This window comes from Bacillus cereus (genome assembly GCF_015071065.1).
In the GTDB taxonomy this organism is placed as follows: Bacteria; Bacillota; Bacilli; order Bacillales; family Bacillaceae_G; genus Bacillus_A; species Bacillus_A cereus_BA.
In genome coordinates this window covers 89,731-109,613 of record NZ_VOVA01000010.1, presented here as the reverse complement: position 1 = coordinate 109,613, position 19,883 = coordinate 89,731, and the positions used below count along the sequence as shown (strand labels likewise).

The following is a 19,883-nucleotide window of genomic DNA, read 5'->3' as shown; positions in this document are numbered from 1 at the left end:
AGGTTTTATTAACTAACTTACATCATAACTCATATTAATAAAGTGTTTAGCCTTTTCAATATCTTCGTCACTTGTAATAATAATTTCTAAATCTCCCGTACCATAATGTCCTATATTACTAACATCGCGAGTAAAACCACTTTGTAGCTCTACATGTTTCGGATCCACCTTTAAATACAGCAAGATCTTATCGCTTTGGGGGTGTACTTCTAAGCATGCAAAGTTTTTAATCCTCTTAAAAGCTATATAATGCTTTAATATTTTTACTTGCACGTCGTCACCTAATGCCAACATGTACAATTTTAGTGCTTCAAATCTATCAATTAATTGTTTATTTGATTGCTCGAGGTAATTTGAGACGGTTTTAACTTTTGTATTTCTGTTAGTAGTCAGAGCAGTTGTATCATCATTAGTATGTACAGTTTGAGCAGTTGTAGCATTAACCAAGTCGAGTAATAGTAACCCGTCCTCATAGTGCTTATAAACGTATAGTTCGATATTCCTGTTAATTTGTTCTACTGCGTGTTCATCGTACTTAGTAAAACCACCTGCGATACACAATAAACGTGGACTACTCCAGTCAATAGCATTAGAGACCTCTTCGCCGAATTTACGCATCACCATCAATTCAAATTCTGCTTTATGGTCTAGTAGCCAATCTAAATAGAATAATGCTTGGTTTATAACATTCTTGTTCACGGAACGTTTCTACTCAATGATAACAAGTGAATTATTTTCATCTATGCCTAACGTATCTATTCTGCCTGCATGTTTTTTTTCAGTGCTATATTCAGAGGATCAAAAACGTATCCCTAAAATGTATCTAGGTGTCGTTCTATTATAGTTTGTAATGATTTTTTGGCCTAACTAATTCTTCTACATTATTTTTATTCAAACGGAATATTTTAATATCATCCAATATGTGCTCCCCCTTATAATTGAAATTATATCACTATAAACAGTATATTTAGTTATAAGGTTTTCTTTATTTTGGGAATGTTTCATGTGAAAAAGATTACTAGATTTGATGATATTTTATTTAAATATTGAAAAGATAAATTCCCAGTTTAATATAGGGAGGGTAGAAAAATGAATTATTTTCTTGTATTTCAAAACAAAAGTTATAAGGAAGAGAGGAATGGAGGATTTCTCTGGGCGCCACAAAAAAATAACAAGGGACAAACATTTCATCATTGGATAGATATGAAAATGATAAGAAAAGGTGACATCATTTTTAATAGTTTCAAAGGAAGGCTAGTTTCAATTTTGGTTGCAAAAGAAGATTATAAGGTTCATGATAAGCCAATTGGACTAGAACACACCGAGCTCTGGGAAAAAGAAGGATGGATTGTAAATGTGGAATACCATGATTTGGAGATCCCTATTATATATAAAGATTTCATGGAAAACATATTAAAGCTACAAGGTGATAAATACGCTCCATTTAATAAGATTGGGCGTGGTAATACAGGTTACCTGTTTAGAGTAACTCTAGAACTTGCGAATTATTTATTAACAATAGTTAAAGAGAAAAATGGGGATATTAGAAACGAACTATTAAACATAGGGAGTAGTGATGAAGAAACTATTCTAGAAGAAGTAGAGAAGGATTTGCAGTATGGATTAGATCAAACTGAAAAAGAACAAGTTATAAAATCTAGAATTGGACAATCTATTTTTAAAAAGAATTTGTTGAAGAACGAAGAGAAATGTAAATTATGTGGAGTCTCTGATAAACGTTTTCTAATAGCAAGTCATATTAAGCCTTGGAGTCAGTCTAATCCCAGAGAAAGGTTAGATATAAACAATGGACTACTACTTTGTCCTAACCATGATGCTTTATTTGATAAAGGTTTTATTAGTTTTGGAGATGACGGGAGAATTTTAATTTCGACCAGTTTAGACGAAACTTTAAAAATCTTTTTGAATATACATGATAAGTTACAGATCCAAATGAATGAAATGCAGCGTCAGTACATGGAATGGCATAGAGAGTGTGTATTTCAGGATCAAGTGGTTAAAAATTGAAAAGAGTAATAAGTTATAAAAAATTAAAGGATCGATCTACAAAGGTAGTATCTCATGGTAAAAATTAAACGCTTTACAAGAACTACAACATATCAACGTAATGAGTATATAGTTGAGCTAGCTAAAAGGCGTGCGCAAGGTGTATGCGAGTTGTGTAAAATATGAATTATGTTTCATGTTTAACCAACGATATTTTCAAAATATTGCTGGTTTTTATTTTTATAAAGAAATTTCTTTTATTCATGTACCTAAAAGGGTACAATATAAATATTAAAAAAGTGGCCCGAAGGAATGTGAAAAAATGGTAAAAGAGCAAGGGTATAAGTCAACTATTAAGTCCCGTCCACTCCTTTTTTTAGAGACAAAGAAGGTTTCAGCCTTATTATATCAAGGTTTGAAAGAATTTGAAGTGAAAGAAAAAGCAATTGTAGAAAATATCTTTCAAGTTAATACAGAAAACCGAAAAAAGGAAATTGCATCAATTGTTTTGACTCGGCTTAAGGTGTTAGATGAATATTTAGTCGAAAAGATTGCAAATGGGGATGTAGAATCAAGTAAAGTCATTGTTATGTATGCGATTATGAAGACGGATCGTTTGTTTTTTGAATTTATGAATGAAGTGTTTCGGGAAAAGTTTCTTTTTAAAGAAACGAGCATGACAGATGCTGATTTTAACATTTTCTTTGAATATAAGCAGCAACAAAGTGAAAAGGTATCTTCATGGAATGAGTATACGTTTTATAAATTAAAGCAAGTATATATCCGAATATTGTTTGAAGCTGGTTTTCTTAAGAACCAAAAAGGAGACAGAGAAGTACAACGCCCACTTCTTGATGCAGAAGTTATGGAGTATATAAGAGAACGTGGAGATCACATATATATGGATATTTTAGTAGGTGAATAATATGAGGGCAATTAACGACAGGCTGGATGAAATCCTCCCGAAGATTACAGATACATCATTTCGTGAGAATAAAGGATTGGGAAATGAAATAGGTTTTTATATTTTTGATTATGATCCAAAACATGAAATGCTTGTCAGAGAGCATGTATCGAATATGAAGGATAAGATAAACAACAAAGATTCGCTACATATTCGTGAATTTGATTTGTATGAGATAATGTTAGAGCTACTCGGGAATAAGGGCTATCTTCAAAAAAATATTGAGATGGAACAAAAAAAAGGAAGTGAGTTTATTTTAAATGCTACAAGGAAAGCATTGCGACTCACTTCTAATAATGATTTCGTCGTACAGTATATTACAGAACGAGTAGAGCCAAATGATATCGTATTTTTAACAGGTATCGGGAAAGTTTTCCCAATTATTCGTTCGCATACAATATTAAATAACTTACATAAAGCGATTGATAAAATACCATTAGTTATGTTTTTCCCAGGTACATATGACGGGTTAGAACTTCGGTTGTTTGGAGAAATAAAAGATGACAATTATTACAGAGCGTTTCAGCTCATCGATAAATAAAAGGTAAGGGTTGGGGGAGAAAAAGATGCAAATTCAAAAGATGTTCGAAAAAGAAATTAAACGTGATATTAAAGGTGTTATTAAGGTTGGACAAGACGATGATCGTAACGTTTATCAGGAGTTAGACGAGTATGTGGTGACGAATGAGTTACTACATCATATGGGGGAGTTCTTTAAATCATATAAAAAAGGGATTACGGGAAATACAGATAAAATGGGTGTTTGGATTTCTGGTTTCTTCGGATCAGGTAAATCACACTTTTTAAAAATCCTTTCTTATTTATTAGAAAATAAACGTGTTGAAGATCATGAAGCGGTTGCTTTCTTTGAAAATAAAGTATTAGATCCGATGGTTTTAGCAGATATGAAACTAGCAGGAAATACAACGACGGATGTAGTTCTGTTTAATATTGATTCGAAAAGTGAATCGGATTCGAAAGCTGATAAAAATGCAATTGTGAAAGTGTTCAACAAAGTATTTAATGAAATGCAAGGTTTTTGTGGTTCAATTCCGTGGGTAGCGGATTTAGAACGTCAGATGGTAAAAGACGGGTGTTACGAGACATTTAAAGCTGAGTTTGAAGAACTATCTGGAAACACATGGGAAGAAGCACGTGAAGATTTTTATTATGAAGAAGATTCGATTATAGAAGCGCTTTCAAAAACAACAAAAATGAGTGATGAGGCAGCTCGTAAATGGTATGAACGCGCGGAGGCGGATTATTTCATCAGTATTGACCGTTTTGCAAAACGTGTACGTGAGTATGTGGAGTCAAAAGGGAATAACCATCACGTTGTCTTTTTAATCGATGAATTAGGACAATATATCGGTAACGATTCACAATTAATGCTGAACTTGCAGACGGTCGTTGAAGATATCGGAACGCAGTGTGGCGGTAAAGTATGGGTGCTTGTAACAAGTCAGCAAGATATCGACTCGGTCGTGAATGTAAATGGAAATGACTTCTCGAAAATTCAAGGTCGTTTTGATACGCGTTTAAGTCTTTCTAGTGCACACGTAGATGAAGTCATTAAAAAGCGTATTTTATCAAAAAATGAAGCAGGAAAACAGACGTTAAAACTTCTTTATCATGATAATAGTTCGATTTTAAAGAATTTGATTACATTTTCTGGTGATACGGCGGAAATGAAGACGTTTAACAATGAAGAAGTTTTCGTAGATGTATATCCATTCATTCCGTATCAATTCAATTTATTACAGAAAGTATTTACAGGAATTCGTATTCACGGTGCGTCAGGGAAACATTTAGCAGAAGGGGAGCGCTCTTTATTAAGTGCATTCCAAGAATCAGCAATGAAATATGCTGAAAATGAAACAGGAGCGCTTATTCCGTTTTCAGCATTTTATGAAACAATTGAGGCATTTTTAGATTCAAGCATTCGCACGGTTGTTATTCATGCGCAAAATAACTCCCGTTTAACAGATTATGATGTAAGAGTATTGAAACTGTTATTCTTAATTAAATATGTAAAAGAATTACCTACTAACTTAGAAAACTTAGCAACATTAATGATTGAAAATATTGGTGACGACAAAATCGAACTGAAAAAGAAAATTGAAAGTTCTTTAACCCGATTAAGCAAAGAAACATTAATTCAAAAAAATGGACAAGAATATATTTTCTTAACAAATGATGAGCAAGATGTGAATCGTGAAATTAAAAATATGCACGTTGATTCTGCGGAAGTGATTCAAAAGATTGGTGATGAAATCTTTAATGGTATTTATCAAGATAAGAAATATCGTTACTCATCAAAATACCACTTTAGTTTTAATTCAATTATTGATGATCGTCCGATCGGGATCCAAACACATGATATTGGATTGAAAATCATTACACCGTACTTTGATGCAACAGCAGACTTAAATGAAGCGGAATTAAAGATGATGTCGGTGCGTGAGAATAATGTTATTTTAAAATTACGACATGATACATCTTACTTAGATGAGATGACGGAAACCTTAAAAATACAAGCATATTTAAAAATTAAAAGTGGTACGGCTGTTTCACAAGCAATTGAAGATATTAAAGTTCGTAAATCAAGAGAAGTTTCGGACCGAAAAGAACGCATTCGCACGTATGTAACAGAAGCGTTAAAACATGCAGAAATCTTCGTAAGCTCGCAGCAGTTAGATGTGAAAGAGAAAAATCCCGTTGATCGTATTAACGAAGCGTTTAAAGTGTTAGTTGGTACGTTATATAACAAACTAGATTATGTGAAAGAATTTATAGATGCACCGAAGCAACTGAATGAATTGTTAGCTGAAAATACAGCACAACTTACATTATCCGGCGAGGATGAAGATGAGAATAAACATGCGATAAAAGAAATCAATGATTATATTGCTCGTTTAACAACACGTAACCAGCAAATGACGGTGAAAAGCATCACGACTCACTTTATGAAACAACCATATGGCTGGAAAGACCTTGATATCGCTGCGTTCATCATTAAGCTATTTAAAGGGCAAGAAGTCAAATTGCAACTAAACAGCACGAACTTAACAACAACGGAACGTGATCTAGTAAATTACTTAACAAAGCGTGATTACGTAGAGCGTGTTATCGTGAAAAAACGTGAGCGTATTTCGCCACAGTTAATGAAAATTGTCAAAGATTTAAGCAAGGAAATGTTTGAAACGACAGCATTGCCAACTGATGAAGATGGTTTAATGAATGGTTTTAAAAAGTTATTAACATCAGAGCAAAACAAAATAGAAGTACTATTAGCAAACTATCGTCATGTTTTTTATCCAGGGCAAGATGTCTTAAAGGATGGAAAAGAAATAATTGAGCAAATGTTAAACATTTCAGACACAGCAAGTTTCTTTAACAAAGCGAAACAGCTGCAAGATGATTGCTTCGATTACGCCGAAGATGTTGAACTTGTGAAGGCTTTCTTTGAAACGCAGCGTGATATTTATGATGATGCGATGAAACGATTAAGCATATTCAAGCAAAATGAAACATATGTAACAGATCAAAACGTAACAGCAATCATTGATAACATCGCGAAAATTGTTAATCATAAAGAGCCGTATAACAACATTAAACAACTACCAAAATTCATAAAAGAGTTTGATGATTTATTTGTTGTACTGTTAGAAAAAGAATGTGAGCCAATTAAAGTGATAATAGAAGCAGATTATCAAACTGTTGTAGACGAGCTAAATAAACATGAAGAATTGAAAGATTTCTTCTTTAGTAAATATAAAAATAGCTTTGATGGACTAAAAGAAAGACTAGCTCATGTAAATAATTTCTATGAAGCAATAGCGATGCAAACAGAAAGTGATCGTTTGAAAGTACGCTGTATTGACGATATTGCAAATGAAATTGAAAGACGTAAACCGAAAGTTATCCCGCCTGTAGTGAAACATGATAGTGAAACTGGCGGTGGTACAAAAGCTGTTGAACCAGAGGTAGTATACGTACCGAAAAAGAAAACACTTAGCAAAAATACTCTTATTCGTGGTACGAAAACGATTGAAAATAAAGAAGATATCGAAGCATTCTTGGACGAAATTCGAAAACATTTACAGCATGAATTAGAAGATGGCGCAGTTATTAAGTTAGTGTAAAGAAATGAGGAGGGAGGAGATATTCTCCCTCTCTATAATATAAACGATATAAAATCTTTCTTTTTAGGTGGTTGAGAGCGTCCTGCCGGTCAGGGCCTTTTTCCGCCACATGCCATGTGTAAACACAGGGAGGAATCGAGTTCGCTACTTTTTGTGTCTGCATAGTAGTAAATTAGCTAACAAACAATCAAAGTGAATTTTACATATAAGCAAACTGGAGGAAGTCATAATGGATAAAACTGCAATTAAGAAGTTTGCAGTATCAGCTCGCAAGAAATTAATGGACGCTGTTGCGCAAAAAGCGTATGAGCTTGGTATTACAAAAAACGAAATAAAAGAACCAGAAACACATGAAGATGGATTTCGTATTCATAATCAATTCTTTAAAGGGTACGAGTTAGAGCAACGTAACAAACTTGTTCAAAAAATACATGAAAAAGGTTTCGAACAAATCATCGAAGAAGTTGCCTACACATGGTTTAACCGCTTTATCGCCATTCGCTTTATGGAAGTAAACGAATACTTACCAACAGGTGTCCGTGTCCTTTCCTCTACTGAAGCAGGAAAAAGCGAACCGGATGTTATTGGGGAAGTAACAAACATTGCGGATGATTTAGAGTTAAACGTAGATATCATCTACCGTTTACAAGATGAAAACAAGACAGACGATTTATTTAAATATATATTAGTAAAACAATGTAACAAACTAGGCGAAATCATGCCGATGATGTTCGAGAAAATTCAAGATTATACAGAGTTATTACTGCCTGATAACATACTTGGAGAAGGATCAGTAGTACGTGATTTAGTAGTCTCCATCGATGAAGACGATTGGAAAGAGCAAGTGGAGATTATTGGGTGGTTGTATCAATATTATATCTCTGAGAAAAAAGATGAGGTATTTGCTGATTTAAAGAAAAATAAAAAAATCACAAAAGAAAACATCCCGGCCGCAACACAGCTCTTTACGCCAAAATGGATTGTAAAATACATGGTCGAAAATTCATTAGGACGACTATGGTTAGAATCAAATCCAAATGAAGAACTACAAGAGCAGTGGAAGTATTATTTAGAAGAAGCAGAGCAAGAACCAGACGTACAGGAACAACTAGAAAAACTAAAAAACAAAGAACTAAGCCCAGAGGATATTACCGTATTAGATCCATGTATGGGATCGGGTCATATTCTTGTCTATGCGTTTGACGTACTATATAACATTTACCAACATGCAGGTTATGCAGAACGAGAAATTCCGCAGCTTATTTTAGAAAAGAACTTATACGGACTAGATATTGATAATCGTGCAGCACAGCTTACTTACTTTGCGTTGATGATGAAAGCACGTAGTTATAACAGACGTATTTTCCGCAAGGCGATTGAATTGAATGTTTGTTCGATTCAAGAAAGTAATGGGATTCCGCAAGAAGCGATTGATTATTTTGTGGGAGATAAGCTTGATAGGGATGAAGTGCAATATTTGGTTGATGTGTTTAGGGATGCGAAGGAGTATGGGTCTATTCTGGATGTGAAGGCCATTGATTTTGAGGCGTTAGAACTTAGAATGGAAGAGATTGAGCAGAATGAAGATATAGGGGATTTGTTTTATCATCAATATAGAGAGGGCTTGATTGAAAGAATCCCAAATTTAATAAAACAAGTGGGAATTATGAGTCGGAAATATAATGTAGTTGTGACAAATCCACCTTATATGGGAGCAAAAGGGCTTAACTCCAAGTTATCTCTCTACATAAAGAAAAACTATGCGGATTCAAAGTCGGATCTATTTGCAGTATTTATGGAGAGATGCTGTACTTTTACAAAGACGAAGGGCCTTCATGCCGCAATTAATCAACATTCGTGGATGTTTTTAAGTAGTTTTGAAAAATTAAGATGTAAAATTCTAGATAATCTAACTGTGAATTCAATGGTTCATCTAGGGGCAAGGGCTTTTGAAGAAATTGGAGGGGAAGTTGTACAAAGTACGGGGGTTATTTTAAGGAATTTTAATTTTAATAATCATATCGGAAGATACATTAGATTAGTTGATTATAATAATCCTTTCCAAAAAGAAAATGGCTTTTTCAACAAAGATAACTACTATTATATTCAACAGAAAAATTTCAAATTAATTCCAGGTTCGCCAATTGCATATTGGGCGTCTGATAGTGTAAGAGATATATTTGATCAAAATCCTCAGTTAAAAGATGTAGCTGAACCTAAACATGGAATGACCACTGGAAATAATGATATTTGTTTAAAACTATGGTTTGAGGTCTCTTATAGTAAGATCAATTTAAACGCTTTCACAAATGGAGATTTTAGCAGAAAAGGTTTAAAATGGGCTCCTTACAATAAAGGAGGTTCTTTCAGAAAATGGTTTGGTAACGCGGAATATTTGATAGCTTATGATGATGAATCCCTTAAATTTATGAAAAATTTGAATGGTTATAGAGAAAGTAACAGCAGTTTCTTCTTCATGGAAGGAATTACATGGTCGGATGTGAGTACTAAGAATTTTGGGGTACGTTATACGCCTAATGGATTTGTTTTTGATGGAAGAGGATCGAGTATGTTTGCTGGGGATAAAAATATGAAAATTCTTGGGGTGTTAAATAGCAAAATAGTTCAAGGTATATTAAATATCCTTAACCCAACATTAGGTTTTCAAACTGGAGATATTAAACGTATACCTATAATAAAAGATTTCCTAAATAACAATCGAATCGAAGAACTTACTATTCAAAATATATCATTATCAAAATCTGATTGGGATTCATTTGAAACATCATGGGATTATAAAAAAAATCCATTAATATCTTGCAAAAACAATTCAGTGAAAGTGAAACAATCCTTTGATTTTTGGGAGTCATTTACTACTCAACAATTCAACAAACTAAAAGAAAACGAAGAAGAACTAAACCGCATCTTCATCGATATCTATGGCTTACAAGACGAACTAACACCAGAAGTAGACGAGAAAGATATCACAATCCGTAAAGCCGACAAAGAACGAGACATCAAATCCTTTATCTCCTACGTAGTAGGTTGTATGCTCGGCCGTTATTCCTTAGATCAAGAAGGCCTAGTATTTGCTGGCGGAGAGTTTGATGAAAGAAAATATCAAACGTTTAAGGTAGATGTTGATAACGTCATTCCAATTACGGATGACGAGTATTTCGAGGATGATATTGTCAGTCGTTTTATTGAGTTTGTTCGTGTGACGTTTAGTGAAGAGACGTTGGAAGAGAATCTTGATTTTATTGCGGAGGCATTAAAGAAGAAGGCGAATGAGACGTCTCGTCAATGTATTCGTCGTTATTTCTTAAAAGATTTCTATAAAGATCATGTGAAAACGTATCAGAAACGTCCAATTTATTGGTTATTTGATAGCGGGAAACAAGATGGTTTTAAGGCGTTAATTTATATGCATCGTTATGATGCGGGTACAGCGGCGAAGGTTCGTACTGATTATCTTCATACGTTGCAGCGTAAGTATGAAGCTGAGATGAATCGTCTTGATGTGTTGTTAGAGTCTGATGTTGCAGTGCAAGAGAAGACACGTGCGAAGAAAGAGAAAGAAAAACTTCAAAAGCAATTGCTTGAGTGTAAGCAATATGATCAAGTGATTGCTCACGTCGCAAACCAAAAAATTACGATTGATTTAGATGACGGTGTGAAAGCAAACTATGCGAAGTTCCAAGAAGTAGAACTTCCGCAAGGTGAAGGAAAGAAACCGCTCAAGGCGAATTTATTAGCTAAGATTTAACGTATTACAATGAATAAAAAATGATAATAGATTCAGCAATATTGCTGAATCTATTTCCTTACGATTGAGAGTTGATGAAGTATGAATACGAAAGAAATAAAACGTGTGTTACAAGAATCATTTGCGAAAGAGTTAATAGATGGAAAAGAGCGTCATGTTGTATTTTGGTATGATGAAGCTGGTGAATTTATTGAAGAGATTAATCAGTTAGGGTTAGAAAATGTCCGTATTTGGAAGTTAACAACTCATAATTTATTTGCAACAAAGTATGAGTTAGAGAAGGTAGATATAACTTCGAACTTTTTAATTTATGCAAATATGGCGAAACCACCAGCAAGAGAAGATTGGTTATTAGATGTTTATTCCTATAGCCAAGAATTTGCGACGGATAAAATTACGGTTATGATGCGTGATTTAGGTGTGACAAATGATGCTTCGTTACGTGATGTGTTTAAGAAATATGCAAAGTTCTTTAATAATAAAGAGCGTTACGCTGCTTTTCAAGCATATAATGTACAGGAGTATACAGAAGAGAGCATCGACCTTACTGTATTAGCGACTTTATGTAAATGTAGCATTGTAAGTGTAGATGAAGTAGTAAAGGCATTATTTAAAGGACAACTGCAAGAAACGAATAAGTATTGGGATAATATTCAAAAGTTTGGAGACGAAGAGACATTTTGGAGTCTTGTCGAAAAGGTATATGGTTATTGCTTAAAAGATAAGTCGATTGATTCGCTCCTTATGTTCTTTATGCTAACAAACGTGAGTGAAACGCTTGGCGGAGAAATCCCGCAAACTTGGAAGCCGTATATTTCGAGTATGCCAACGAATTGCATCGTATTTATGAATCAATTTATGAATCATAGTACAGATGGATTACTGTATAACACACTGGCGGATCATGTAGAACAGCGAGTGAAAGTTCGTGAATATATGGAAGAGAAAGAAATGAAAGAATATATAACGTCAGATACGTTCCGTTATTTTGACGAAAAAGTTATTTCTTATATTACGGAGCAATTACTTGGTGATGTTCATGATTATGCATCGTACGGAGAGCTTATTGCAGCTAGAAGAACGTCACATTGGCTCAGTGTATATAAGCATGAATATGACCTTTTACAGCAAGCAATGCAAGTATTTAAAAATCTTACTGCTATTTTGGAAACTGGGGCACTTGATTTATTTGAGGCCTATAAAAATAAGTATTACCGTATAGATACAGCGTACCGAAAGTTTTATGTTGCTTTTGATGAATTGGAACAGAAAGAGTTGTTTATGGAGCTTCGTGATAAAGTAGAACATACATATAGTAATACGTATATCGATGAATTAGCGATTAAATGGTCCGATGCACTTGAAAATGATCAAAAGGAGTATTGGCCGATTGCAGGGATAGAACCGCAAAATAAGTTTTATCGTTCTTTTGTACAACCTTTTGTGAATAAGGAAGAGCGAGTGTTTGTCATTGTGTCCGACGCACTTCGTTATGAAGTAGCGAAAGAATTATGTGAGGTGTTAAATGTAGAACGAAAAGCATCGACGGATATTGCCGCGATGCAAGGTGTATTGCCTTCGTATACAGATGTATGTATGGCCGCTTTACTACCACATAAATCACTGATGTTTAACGAAAATGGTGAAGTGTACGTGAACGGTTATAAGGCGTCTAGTACGGATAACCGAAGTACAGTACTTGAAAATCATTATAAAGATTCAGTAGCTGTTCAATATAAAGATGTCGCAGCAATGAATCGTCAACAATTTCGTCAAGCTTTCTCTGGAAAGAAAGTCAGTTATATTTATCATAATGTAATTGATGCAAGAGGCGATCATAGTGCAACAGAGCATGAAGTATTCCAAGCGGTAGAACAGGCGCTAAAGGATATTCGTTCATTAGTGAATCAATTAATTAATACTGTTAGTGCGTCTAATATTATTATTACAACGGATCATGGCTTTATTTACAATAGAGATACGTTGCAAGCAAGTGACAAAATAAAGAAAGTAGCGATAGATGCACAGGTTGAAAAACGTAGATGTATCGTTTCAAAGGCAGCGGAGCGTATAGAAGGTACAATGAGTTTCTCGATGGATTATGTGTTAGGAGAAGGCTGTAATACATATGTGACAGTGCCAAGAGGAGCGAACCGTTTTGCTGTGCAAGGTGCCGGTGCAAATTATGTACATGGCGGTGCGATGCTGCAAGAGGTTGTCGTACCTGTTATTACGTTCAAAAATGATCGTAGTAAGTCGAGCAAAAATGATGTGAAAAAAGTAGCAGTGAAGCTAACAAGCTTAACGAGGAAAATAACGAATAGTATTACATATTTAGAGTTCTTCCAAACAGAAAAAATGGAAGATAAGAAGACACCGCTGCGCTTGAAAGTGTATTTCACAGATGAAGAAGGCAATCGCATTTCTAACGAAAATATTATCATCGCAGATAGTCCATCTTCGAAACCGGAAGACCGTACGTTTAAAGAGAAGTTTGTCCTAAAAAGCATGGCCTATGATAAGGCGAAGAAATATTATTTAGTGTTAGAAGATGAAGAGGAAACAGTAGAAAATATTTATGAGAAAATGGCATTTACGATTGATATCGCGATTACGAATGATTTTGGTTTTTAGGAGAAATGTGGGGTTGAGTGGAGATGGAAGATTTAAATAAAAAGTTAAACGCACATTTTGCAGGAAAAGTAGTACGGAAAGATTTAACAAAGAAAATCAAAGAAGGTGCGAATGTACCTGTTTATGTACTAGAGTACTTACTTGGCATGTATTGTGCGACAGATGATGAAAAGAGTATGAATGATGGTGTCGAGATGGTCAAAAAGATTTTAGCTGACAATTTCGTACGTCCAGATGAAGCAGAGAAAGTAAAATCCAAGGTTAAAGAGCTCGGAAAGTATACTGTCATTGATAAAATTGGTGTGAAACTGAATGATAAGAAAGATATATATGAAGCGGAGTTTTCTAATCTTGGATTAAATGGTGTTTCGATTTCGTCACATTATGTAAAAGAGTTTGATAAGCTTCTCGCAGGTGGTATTTGGTGTATTGTGAAAATGGAATACTACTTTGACGAAGAATCAAAAGGTACAAGCCCATTTAGCATCGAAAGTGTAACACCTATTCAAATGCCAAATATGGATTTAGAAGAGATGTTCGAACAACGAAAACATTTTTCTAAAGAAGAATGGATTGATGTGCTCATTCGTTCTACAGGTATGGAGCCAACGCAGCTAGAGGACACAGTAAAATGGCATTTATTAGAGCGGATGGTACCACTTGTAGAGAATAATTATAACTTGTGTGAACTTGGACCAAGAGGAACAGGGAAATCTCATATTTATAAAGAGATTTCTCCGAATTCCATCCTAGTATCTGGTGGACAAACGACGGTAGCTAATTTGTTTTACAATATGTCTACAAGAAAAATCGGACTCGTTGGTATGTGGGATACAGTTGCATTTGATGAAGTTGCTGGTATTACGTTTAAAGATAAAGATGGCATCCAAATTATGAAAGATTATATGGCTTCAGGTTCCTTTGCCCGAGGCCGTGAAGAAAAAAATGCTAGCGCTTCTATGGTTTTTGTAGGAAATATTAATCAAAGTATAGATGTATTATTGAAAACCTCACACTTGTTTGATCCGTTCCCAGAAGCAATGGCATATGATTCTGCATTCTTCGATCGAATGCATTACTATTTACCAGGATGGGAAATTCCTAAAATGAGGCCTGAATTCTTCACAAATGAATATGGTTTCATAACAGATTATTTGGCAGAGTTTTTACGAGAAATGAGAAAACGTTCTTTCTCAGATGCGATTGATAAATATTTTAGGCTAGGAAATAATTTAAATCAACGTGATGTAATCGCAGTACGGAAAACTGTTTCGGGTTTGATTAAGTTGTTATATCCAAACGGTGAATACGTAAAAGAAGATGTGGAAGAAGTATTACGTTACGCTCTAATAGGCCGTAGACGTGTGAAGGAACAATTAAAGAAAATTGGCGGTATGGAGTTTTATGACGTCAATTTCTCTTATATTGAAAGTGAGTCAATGAATGAAGAGTTTGTATCGGTTCCAGAACAAAGTGGCGGAACTTTAATTCCAGAGGGGATGAACAAACCTGGGCATATTTATACTGTTGCTCGTGGAAAGAGTGGAATGATTGGTACTTATAAATTAGAAACAGAAGTTGTGAGTGGTAATGGTAAGTTTGAAAAAACAGGATTAAATTCAGATCGAGATGCTAAAGAAAGTATAGATACCGCCTTTAGATTCTTTAAAGCAAATAATAAAAATATAAGTGGAACTATTAGTACAACAACAAAAGATTACTTAATGCATATTCAAGATATTCACGGAGTTGGATTAACTGGGGAGTTATCGCTTGCAGCATTTAGCGCATTATGTTCAGGTGCATTAAATAAACCAGTACAAAGTCAAATGGTTGTATTAGGATCTATTAGTATAAGTGGAACGATTAATAAAGTAGAAGAATTAGCCAATGTATTACAAGTTTGTTTTGATTCAGGAGCAAAAAAAATACTTTTACCTATGACATCGGCTGTGGATATACCAACTGTACCACCTGAATTGTTTGCCAAGTTTCAAATAGGTTTTTATCAAAGTGCGGAAGATGCGGTATTTAAAGCTTTAGGAGTCGAATAATCCAAAAGACAAATGGTAATAATAAAATGAATTCTTATTTCGTAAATAAATAGTTATATTAAATATTATGGAAGTGCTAAAATGCAGATTATCACAATCGTCCCAGTATATATTTTATTACTTATGAGTTTTTACATGTCTACTGGGCTTTCGGAACGGAAATTGGGGAATTGCTGTCATTCCCGTTTAATAATGAGTGAGGACGAATGAAAGAAATGATAGGACATATAAATATATTCGACCACTAATTAATTGATTTGAGGAAGAGAAATGATTTTTTCTCTATGTATTTAGGGTTCTGTTCCCCAAGTTAAATTCTCTTTGAATACTGGAAGTTGTACGCCCTTTTTTAGCCATCAATTTAACACATTGTTTTTTATTTCATCATACTGTTTCTTCATCTGAAATACTTCTAAAATAGAATAATTTATCTCTATACTGTGTACCAGTTTTACTGTATCACCTCACACCAAGTGCCGAAAAGAAGTGGGGTAATATTTAAGATATTATTTTAATATGGAAGATGAATTCATCAAGTGAATTTTTATGAAAGTAAACATTGAAAGAATGTTCAATGTATTCTATAATAAGTTCAAGAAAATTTTTCCTTTTTTAATCATTCCTAAATAACCACAAACCTTTCGGGTTTACGATTCATTACAAGTAAGTGTATAAAACATATACGCTAATTTGTAATACGAATGTATTCCTGGAAGGTTTTTTTGTGTTGTAGGAATAGGACAAGTATTGAACTAACAAGGATGTGATGGGAAGTCTTAACTTTTTAAGAAATGTAGTAAGGAAGTAAGAATTTTGAATTTCAAAATACAAAAGAAGTTGAAAAAAGATGAGAGGAGTAGTCTCGTCTTTTTTATTTCGAAAGGAGAAGGACATGGGTAAGAAAATTATGGTTCAATCTGTAAAATTGGTAAAGGACAGTAATCGTATTTATGATATTGAGAAAAAGAAAATTACTTGTCCAGCGGATGCTGTACGTTTTGCACAGATTATATTTGATATAGAATCAAGACCAAATGAAATTTTTGGTGTATTTAACTTAAATACAAAGAATGAAATTATTGGATGTAGCATTGTGTTCGAAGGAACTGTTGATTCATCGCTCGTCCACCCGCGCGAAACCTTCCGTACGGCAATATTAAACAATGCATCTTCAATTATATGTTTTCATAATCACCCTTCAGGCCATAGTGTGGAATCTAATGAAGATATTGAAGTTACTAAGAGGTTAAAAGAATGTGGAATTATTATCGGTATTCCTCTTCTAGATCATGTCATCATTGGAGATAACAGCTATGTAAGTTTAATGAAAAAGGGGATAATCTAATAAAAAGTAATAAACCAATTATAGTCATGAGTGTGCATTGAAGAATAAGAAGATTCTAAAGCGTTTACTCGCATGGATCTTCTTATTCTTTTTTATTTGTAAAGACAATTCATAAATGTATCCAGCATATGTGATTCGTAGAAATGGACAGATTCAGAGATAAGAAATATAGGATAAGAGAAAAAGGCTCCATGCCTAATAAACTAACAAGATAGCTTCAGCCTAAAGCAAGAAAGAATAAGCTAAAAGATTTTAAATTGATAATATATAAATAGAAAAGTGAATGGAATACGGTCCTTTTTTCTGTTTTATCAAGGCATGCTGCTCGAAAAAGTTTTTCATACATGGGCATGTTTATCAGTTGAACTATTCATTTGGAACAGGTTGTTATGTAAATGAGAAGAACTACGCCTGAGTATACAAGTACTTACAAATTTTAAAAGAATTCCTTTTGTGTACCAAGTAGCAAAATATATTTATGATAAAATATAGAAAAAGATGATTAAGAAGGGACAATTAAAGTGAAACCAACAATTTATGATGTTGCGGAAAAAGCAGGTGTATCAATAGCGACTGTATCTAAGGTAATTAATCAAACAGGGCGTATTAGTGAAAAAACAATAAACAAAGTGAATAAGGTAATGGATGAATTAGATTACCAACCAAGTAGTGTAGCAGCAGCGTTAACAGGTAAAAAAACATATACGATTGGTGTACTTGTTCCGGATATCTCAAACTCCTTTTTTGCAGAAGTAGCAAGAGCTTTTGAAAATAGTGCACGAGAATCAGGATATACACTCATATTATGTAGTACAGACCATCAAACAAAACGTGAGCACGAATACATTGATTTATTATTTAAAAAGCAAGTAGATGGCATTATTATTGCAACGGAGCTAAATGATTATAAGCTTGTAAAAAAAATCGTGAATCGAGATTTACCCCTTGTTTTATTCACTGTAGATCATCCTTCCATCACGACTCATGTTGTGACAACTGATGATATGAGGGGAGGCTATCTAGCAGGGAATTATCTAACGCAGAAAGGCCATACATCATTAACAATTATGATGGAGAAGGATAGAAAAAGTAGCTTAGGGAGACTGAATGGTTTCAAACAAGCTCTTACAGATTCAGGGATTTGGTTAGATGATGATGCTATAATTAGCTGCTATTCGACAGTGGAAGATGGCAAACGTGTAAGTAAAGAATTACTTAATTTGCCTAACAGACCTACAGCGGTTTTTGCTTGTACAGATTTAATTGCTATATGCCTTATGAATGAAGCAAGAAAACAAGGACTTTCGATTCCAGAAGATTTATCAATTATCGGATTTGATAATACAATCTATGCTGAGATTGCAGATCCAGGGTTAACGACGATTGAACAGCCAATTAAACAAATGGCAGCCTGTACGTTTGAACAACTCTTAAAAACGATGGAAATGAAGGAGCATGCTAAGCAAAAAATTACTATTATTCCTCAATTAGTAGAACGATCCTCAGTAAAGGATATTACATGATAGCTATTTTTAATAGCTCACTTATATGTAACAAAACGAAGGGCATCGTAACTATGTACAGTTATGACGCCCTTCGTTTTTATTAAAAATTTATACTGAGAATTGCTCGCCGCTTTTCGTATTTAAATCCTGCTTAATCTCATTCTCCTTTGGAATAGTAAGGAAATGAGTTAAAAATGCACCAAAGAAGTACAAACCAGCAAAGATCCACATCACGCCGCCAACACCTAATGGACCGATGAAAGCAGTTACTACTAATGGCCCAACAAATGCTGATAATCCTGAACCTAAATTTAAGACAGACATTGCAGCTCCTTTATTTTCAGGAGATAAAGATGGGACTAAAGCTGTAAGAGGTACATAACCGGCAAGTGTTGCTCCATAGCAACATGCAACAAATAATATTGCCCAATAATTATGTCCTACCATTTGTGGTACATAATAGAGTGCAAGAGTTACAATTCCGCAACCGACTCCTCCGAACCATTTAATCGTATTTACCCAACCAAACTTGTCTCCAACAATACCAAAAATAATATTAAACACCATATTTACAAAGAATAGAGTACCCCAAATTTGTAGCCATTCAGTCATCGTAAAATTATATTTCATCATATAAGTAGGCAGGAAAATAACAAATCCAAACTGAGCGGCCGAGTTTATAATTTTAACAATACCACCTATACCAACTTTAGGATTTTCAAATGCGATGGTAATGCCTTTTAGTAATTCACTTGATTTGTTAGCGCTTACGGGTTGTGTTTTAAATTTGTCTTTATTTACAACAATTGAGAATAATCCCCCGACGACAACAAAAATTAAAGCACTCCATAAAGTAGCTATTTCTCCGATTTTAGGAACCATATAGCTAGAATAGAAAGCCCCTATAACACTAAGCCCAAGCTGGAATACGAACCAGAACCAGCCAACTGCTCTTGAAAGCATTTGTTGAGGAGTACTGTAAGATACCCAAACTAAGAAAGAATAAGCAAATAAGGGATAACCAAATCCTCGTAGAGCGTAGCAAAGTAATATAACGGGATAATTCATATGTTGAATTCCTATACCGATGAACCCAATGGAGCCTAAAATGAATGATACTAAACCAAATGTCATTACTTTTCTTGGTCCCCACATTTGTACAAATACCCCCGAAAACCAGGAAGAAGCAGATACAGTAATTCCGTAAATAGTAAACAGAAAAGCAGTGTGTTCTAGCGTTAAGCCATTCTCAACGAGATAAGGGGATAACCATCCTTGTTCTAAACCATCCCCAATCATAAAAACAATAATCCCTATGTATCCCCAAGTTAAATTAGAAGGGATACCAATCTTGTCCATAAATGTTTTGTTTGAACTCATTGCGTTCATTCTCCCACCACCGATAAGTTATTTTTTTGGTTAAGCGCTTAATTCTTTTTGATAAAAAAAGTATACGCTTACAT

The 19,883-nt window shown here is 34.3% G+C and carries 11 protein-coding genes; 9 read left to right on the top strand and 2 right to left on the bottom strand.

Translation table 11 applies throughout. From position 1 onward, the window contains the following. Window positions 1–12: 12 nt before the first annotated feature. Entirely contained in the window at window positions 13–699 is a 687-nt protein-coding gene (locus FT637_RS21130) for a DUF5655 domain-containing protein (protein ID WP_319805959.1), read from the bottom strand. Window positions 700–1,089: 390 nt separating this feature from the next. On the opposite strand from FT637_RS21130, the gene FT637_RS21125 reads away from it, so the two are divergent. The 9 genes from FT637_RS21125 (at window position 1,090) to FT637_RS21085 (ending at window position 18,438) form a co-directional block, all read left to right on the top strand. Next, window positions 1,090–2,028: an HNH endonuclease gene (locus tag FT637_RS21125; RefSeq protein ID WP_227493897.1), complete on the top strand. Its 939-nt coding sequence runs from the start codon at window positions 1,090–1,092 to the stop codon at window positions 2,026–2,028. A 301-nt stretch (window positions 2,029–2,329) separates the two neighbouring features. Continuing rightward, window positions 2,330–2,932: a DUF1819 family protein gene (locus FT637_RS21120; protein ID WP_193647955.1), complete on the top strand. Its 603-nt coding sequence runs from the start codon at window positions 2,330–2,332 to the stop codon at window positions 2,930–2,932. A 1-nt stretch (window position 2,933) separates the two neighbouring features. After that, window positions 2,934–3,512, top strand: a complete 579-nt coding sequence (locus tag FT637_RS21115; RefSeq protein WP_193647954.1) for a DUF1788 domain-containing protein — start codon at window positions 2,934–2,936, stop codon at window positions 3,510–3,512. 25 nt (window positions 3,513–3,537) lie between these two features. Next, window positions 3,538–7,116, top strand: a complete 3,579-nt coding sequence (gene brxC / locus FT637_RS21110) for a BREX system P-loop protein BrxC (RefSeq protein WP_193647953.1) — start codon at window positions 3,538–3,540, stop codon at window positions 7,114–7,116. 229 nt (window positions 7,117–7,345) lie between these two features. Then, window positions 7,346–10,882, top strand: coding sequence for a BREX-1 system adenine-specific DNA-methyltransferase PglX (gene pglX / locus FT637_RS21105; protein ID WP_193647952.1), 3,537 nt, complete (start codon window positions 7,346–7,348; stop codon window positions 10,880–10,882). Window positions 10,883–10,963: 81 nt separating this feature from the next. Continuing rightward, complete coding sequence (gene pglZ, locus FT637_RS21100; protein WP_193647951.1) at window positions 10,964–13,516, top strand: BREX-1 system phosphatase PglZ type A; 2,553 nt, start codon at window positions 10,964–10,966, stop codon at window positions 13,514–13,516. Between the two features lie 23 nt (window positions 13,517–13,539). Next, window positions 13,540–15,570 (top strand): protease Lon-related BREX system protein BrxL, encoded by a 2,031-nt coding sequence (gene brxL / locus FT637_RS21095; RefSeq protein ID WP_193647950.1) that lies wholly within the window; start codon window positions 13,540–13,542, stop codon window positions 15,568–15,570. An 892-nt stretch (window positions 15,571–16,462) separates the two neighbouring features. After that, window positions 16,463–16,915, top strand: coding sequence for a JAB domain-containing protein (locus tag FT637_RS21090; protein WP_193647949.1), 453 nt, complete (start codon window positions 16,463–16,465; stop codon window positions 16,913–16,915). A 521-nt stretch (window positions 16,916–17,436) separates the two neighbouring features. Continuing rightward, complete coding sequence (locus FT637_RS21085) at window positions 17,437–18,438, top strand: LacI family DNA-binding transcriptional regulator (protein WP_193647948.1); 1,002 nt, start codon at window positions 17,437–17,439, stop codon at window positions 18,436–18,438. 90 nt (window positions 18,439–18,528) lie between these two features. Here FT637_RS21085 and FT637_RS21080 read toward each other — a convergent pair whose 3' ends face one another. After that, the gene (locus tag FT637_RS21080) at window positions 18,529–19,809 is read right to left on the bottom strand and encodes an MFS transporter (RefSeq protein ID WP_193647947.1); all 1,281 of its coding nucleotides are present in this window, start codon (window positions 19,807–19,809) and stop codon (window positions 18,529–18,531) included. Window positions 19,810–19,883: the final 74 nt, after the last annotated feature.

Coding starts and splice junctions, on each gene's coding strand:
- FT637_RS21125 (WP_227493897.1), top strand. CDS start 1,090: ATGAATTATTTTCTTGTATTTCAAAACAAAAGTTATAAGGAAGAGAGG.
- FT637_RS21120 (WP_193647955.1), top strand. CDS start 2,330: ATGGTAAAAGAGCAAGGGTATAAGTCAACTATTAAGTCCCGTCCACTC.
- FT637_RS21115 (WP_193647954.1), top strand. CDS start 2,934: ATGAGGGCAATTAACGACAGGCTGGATGAAATCCTCCCGAAGATTACA.
- brxC (WP_193647953.1), top strand. CDS start 3,538: ATGCAAATTCAAAAGATGTTCGAAAAAGAAATTAAACGTGATATTAAA.
- pglX (WP_193647952.1), top strand. CDS start 7,346: ATGGATAAAACTGCAATTAAGAAGTTTGCAGTATCAGCTCGCAAGAAA.
- pglZ (WP_193647951.1), top strand. CDS start 10,964: ATGAATACGAAAGAAATAAAACGTGTGTTACAAGAATCATTTGCGAAA.
- brxL (WP_193647950.1), top strand. CDS start 13,540: ATGGAAGATTTAAATAAAAAGTTAAACGCACATTTTGCAGGAAAAGTA.
- FT637_RS21090 (WP_193647949.1), top strand. CDS start 16,463: ATGGGTAAGAAAATTATGGTTCAATCTGTAAAATTGGTAAAGGACAGT.
- FT637_RS21080 (WP_193647947.1), bottom strand. CDS start 19,809: ATGAACGCAATGAGTTCAAACAAAACATTTATGGACAAGATTGGTATC.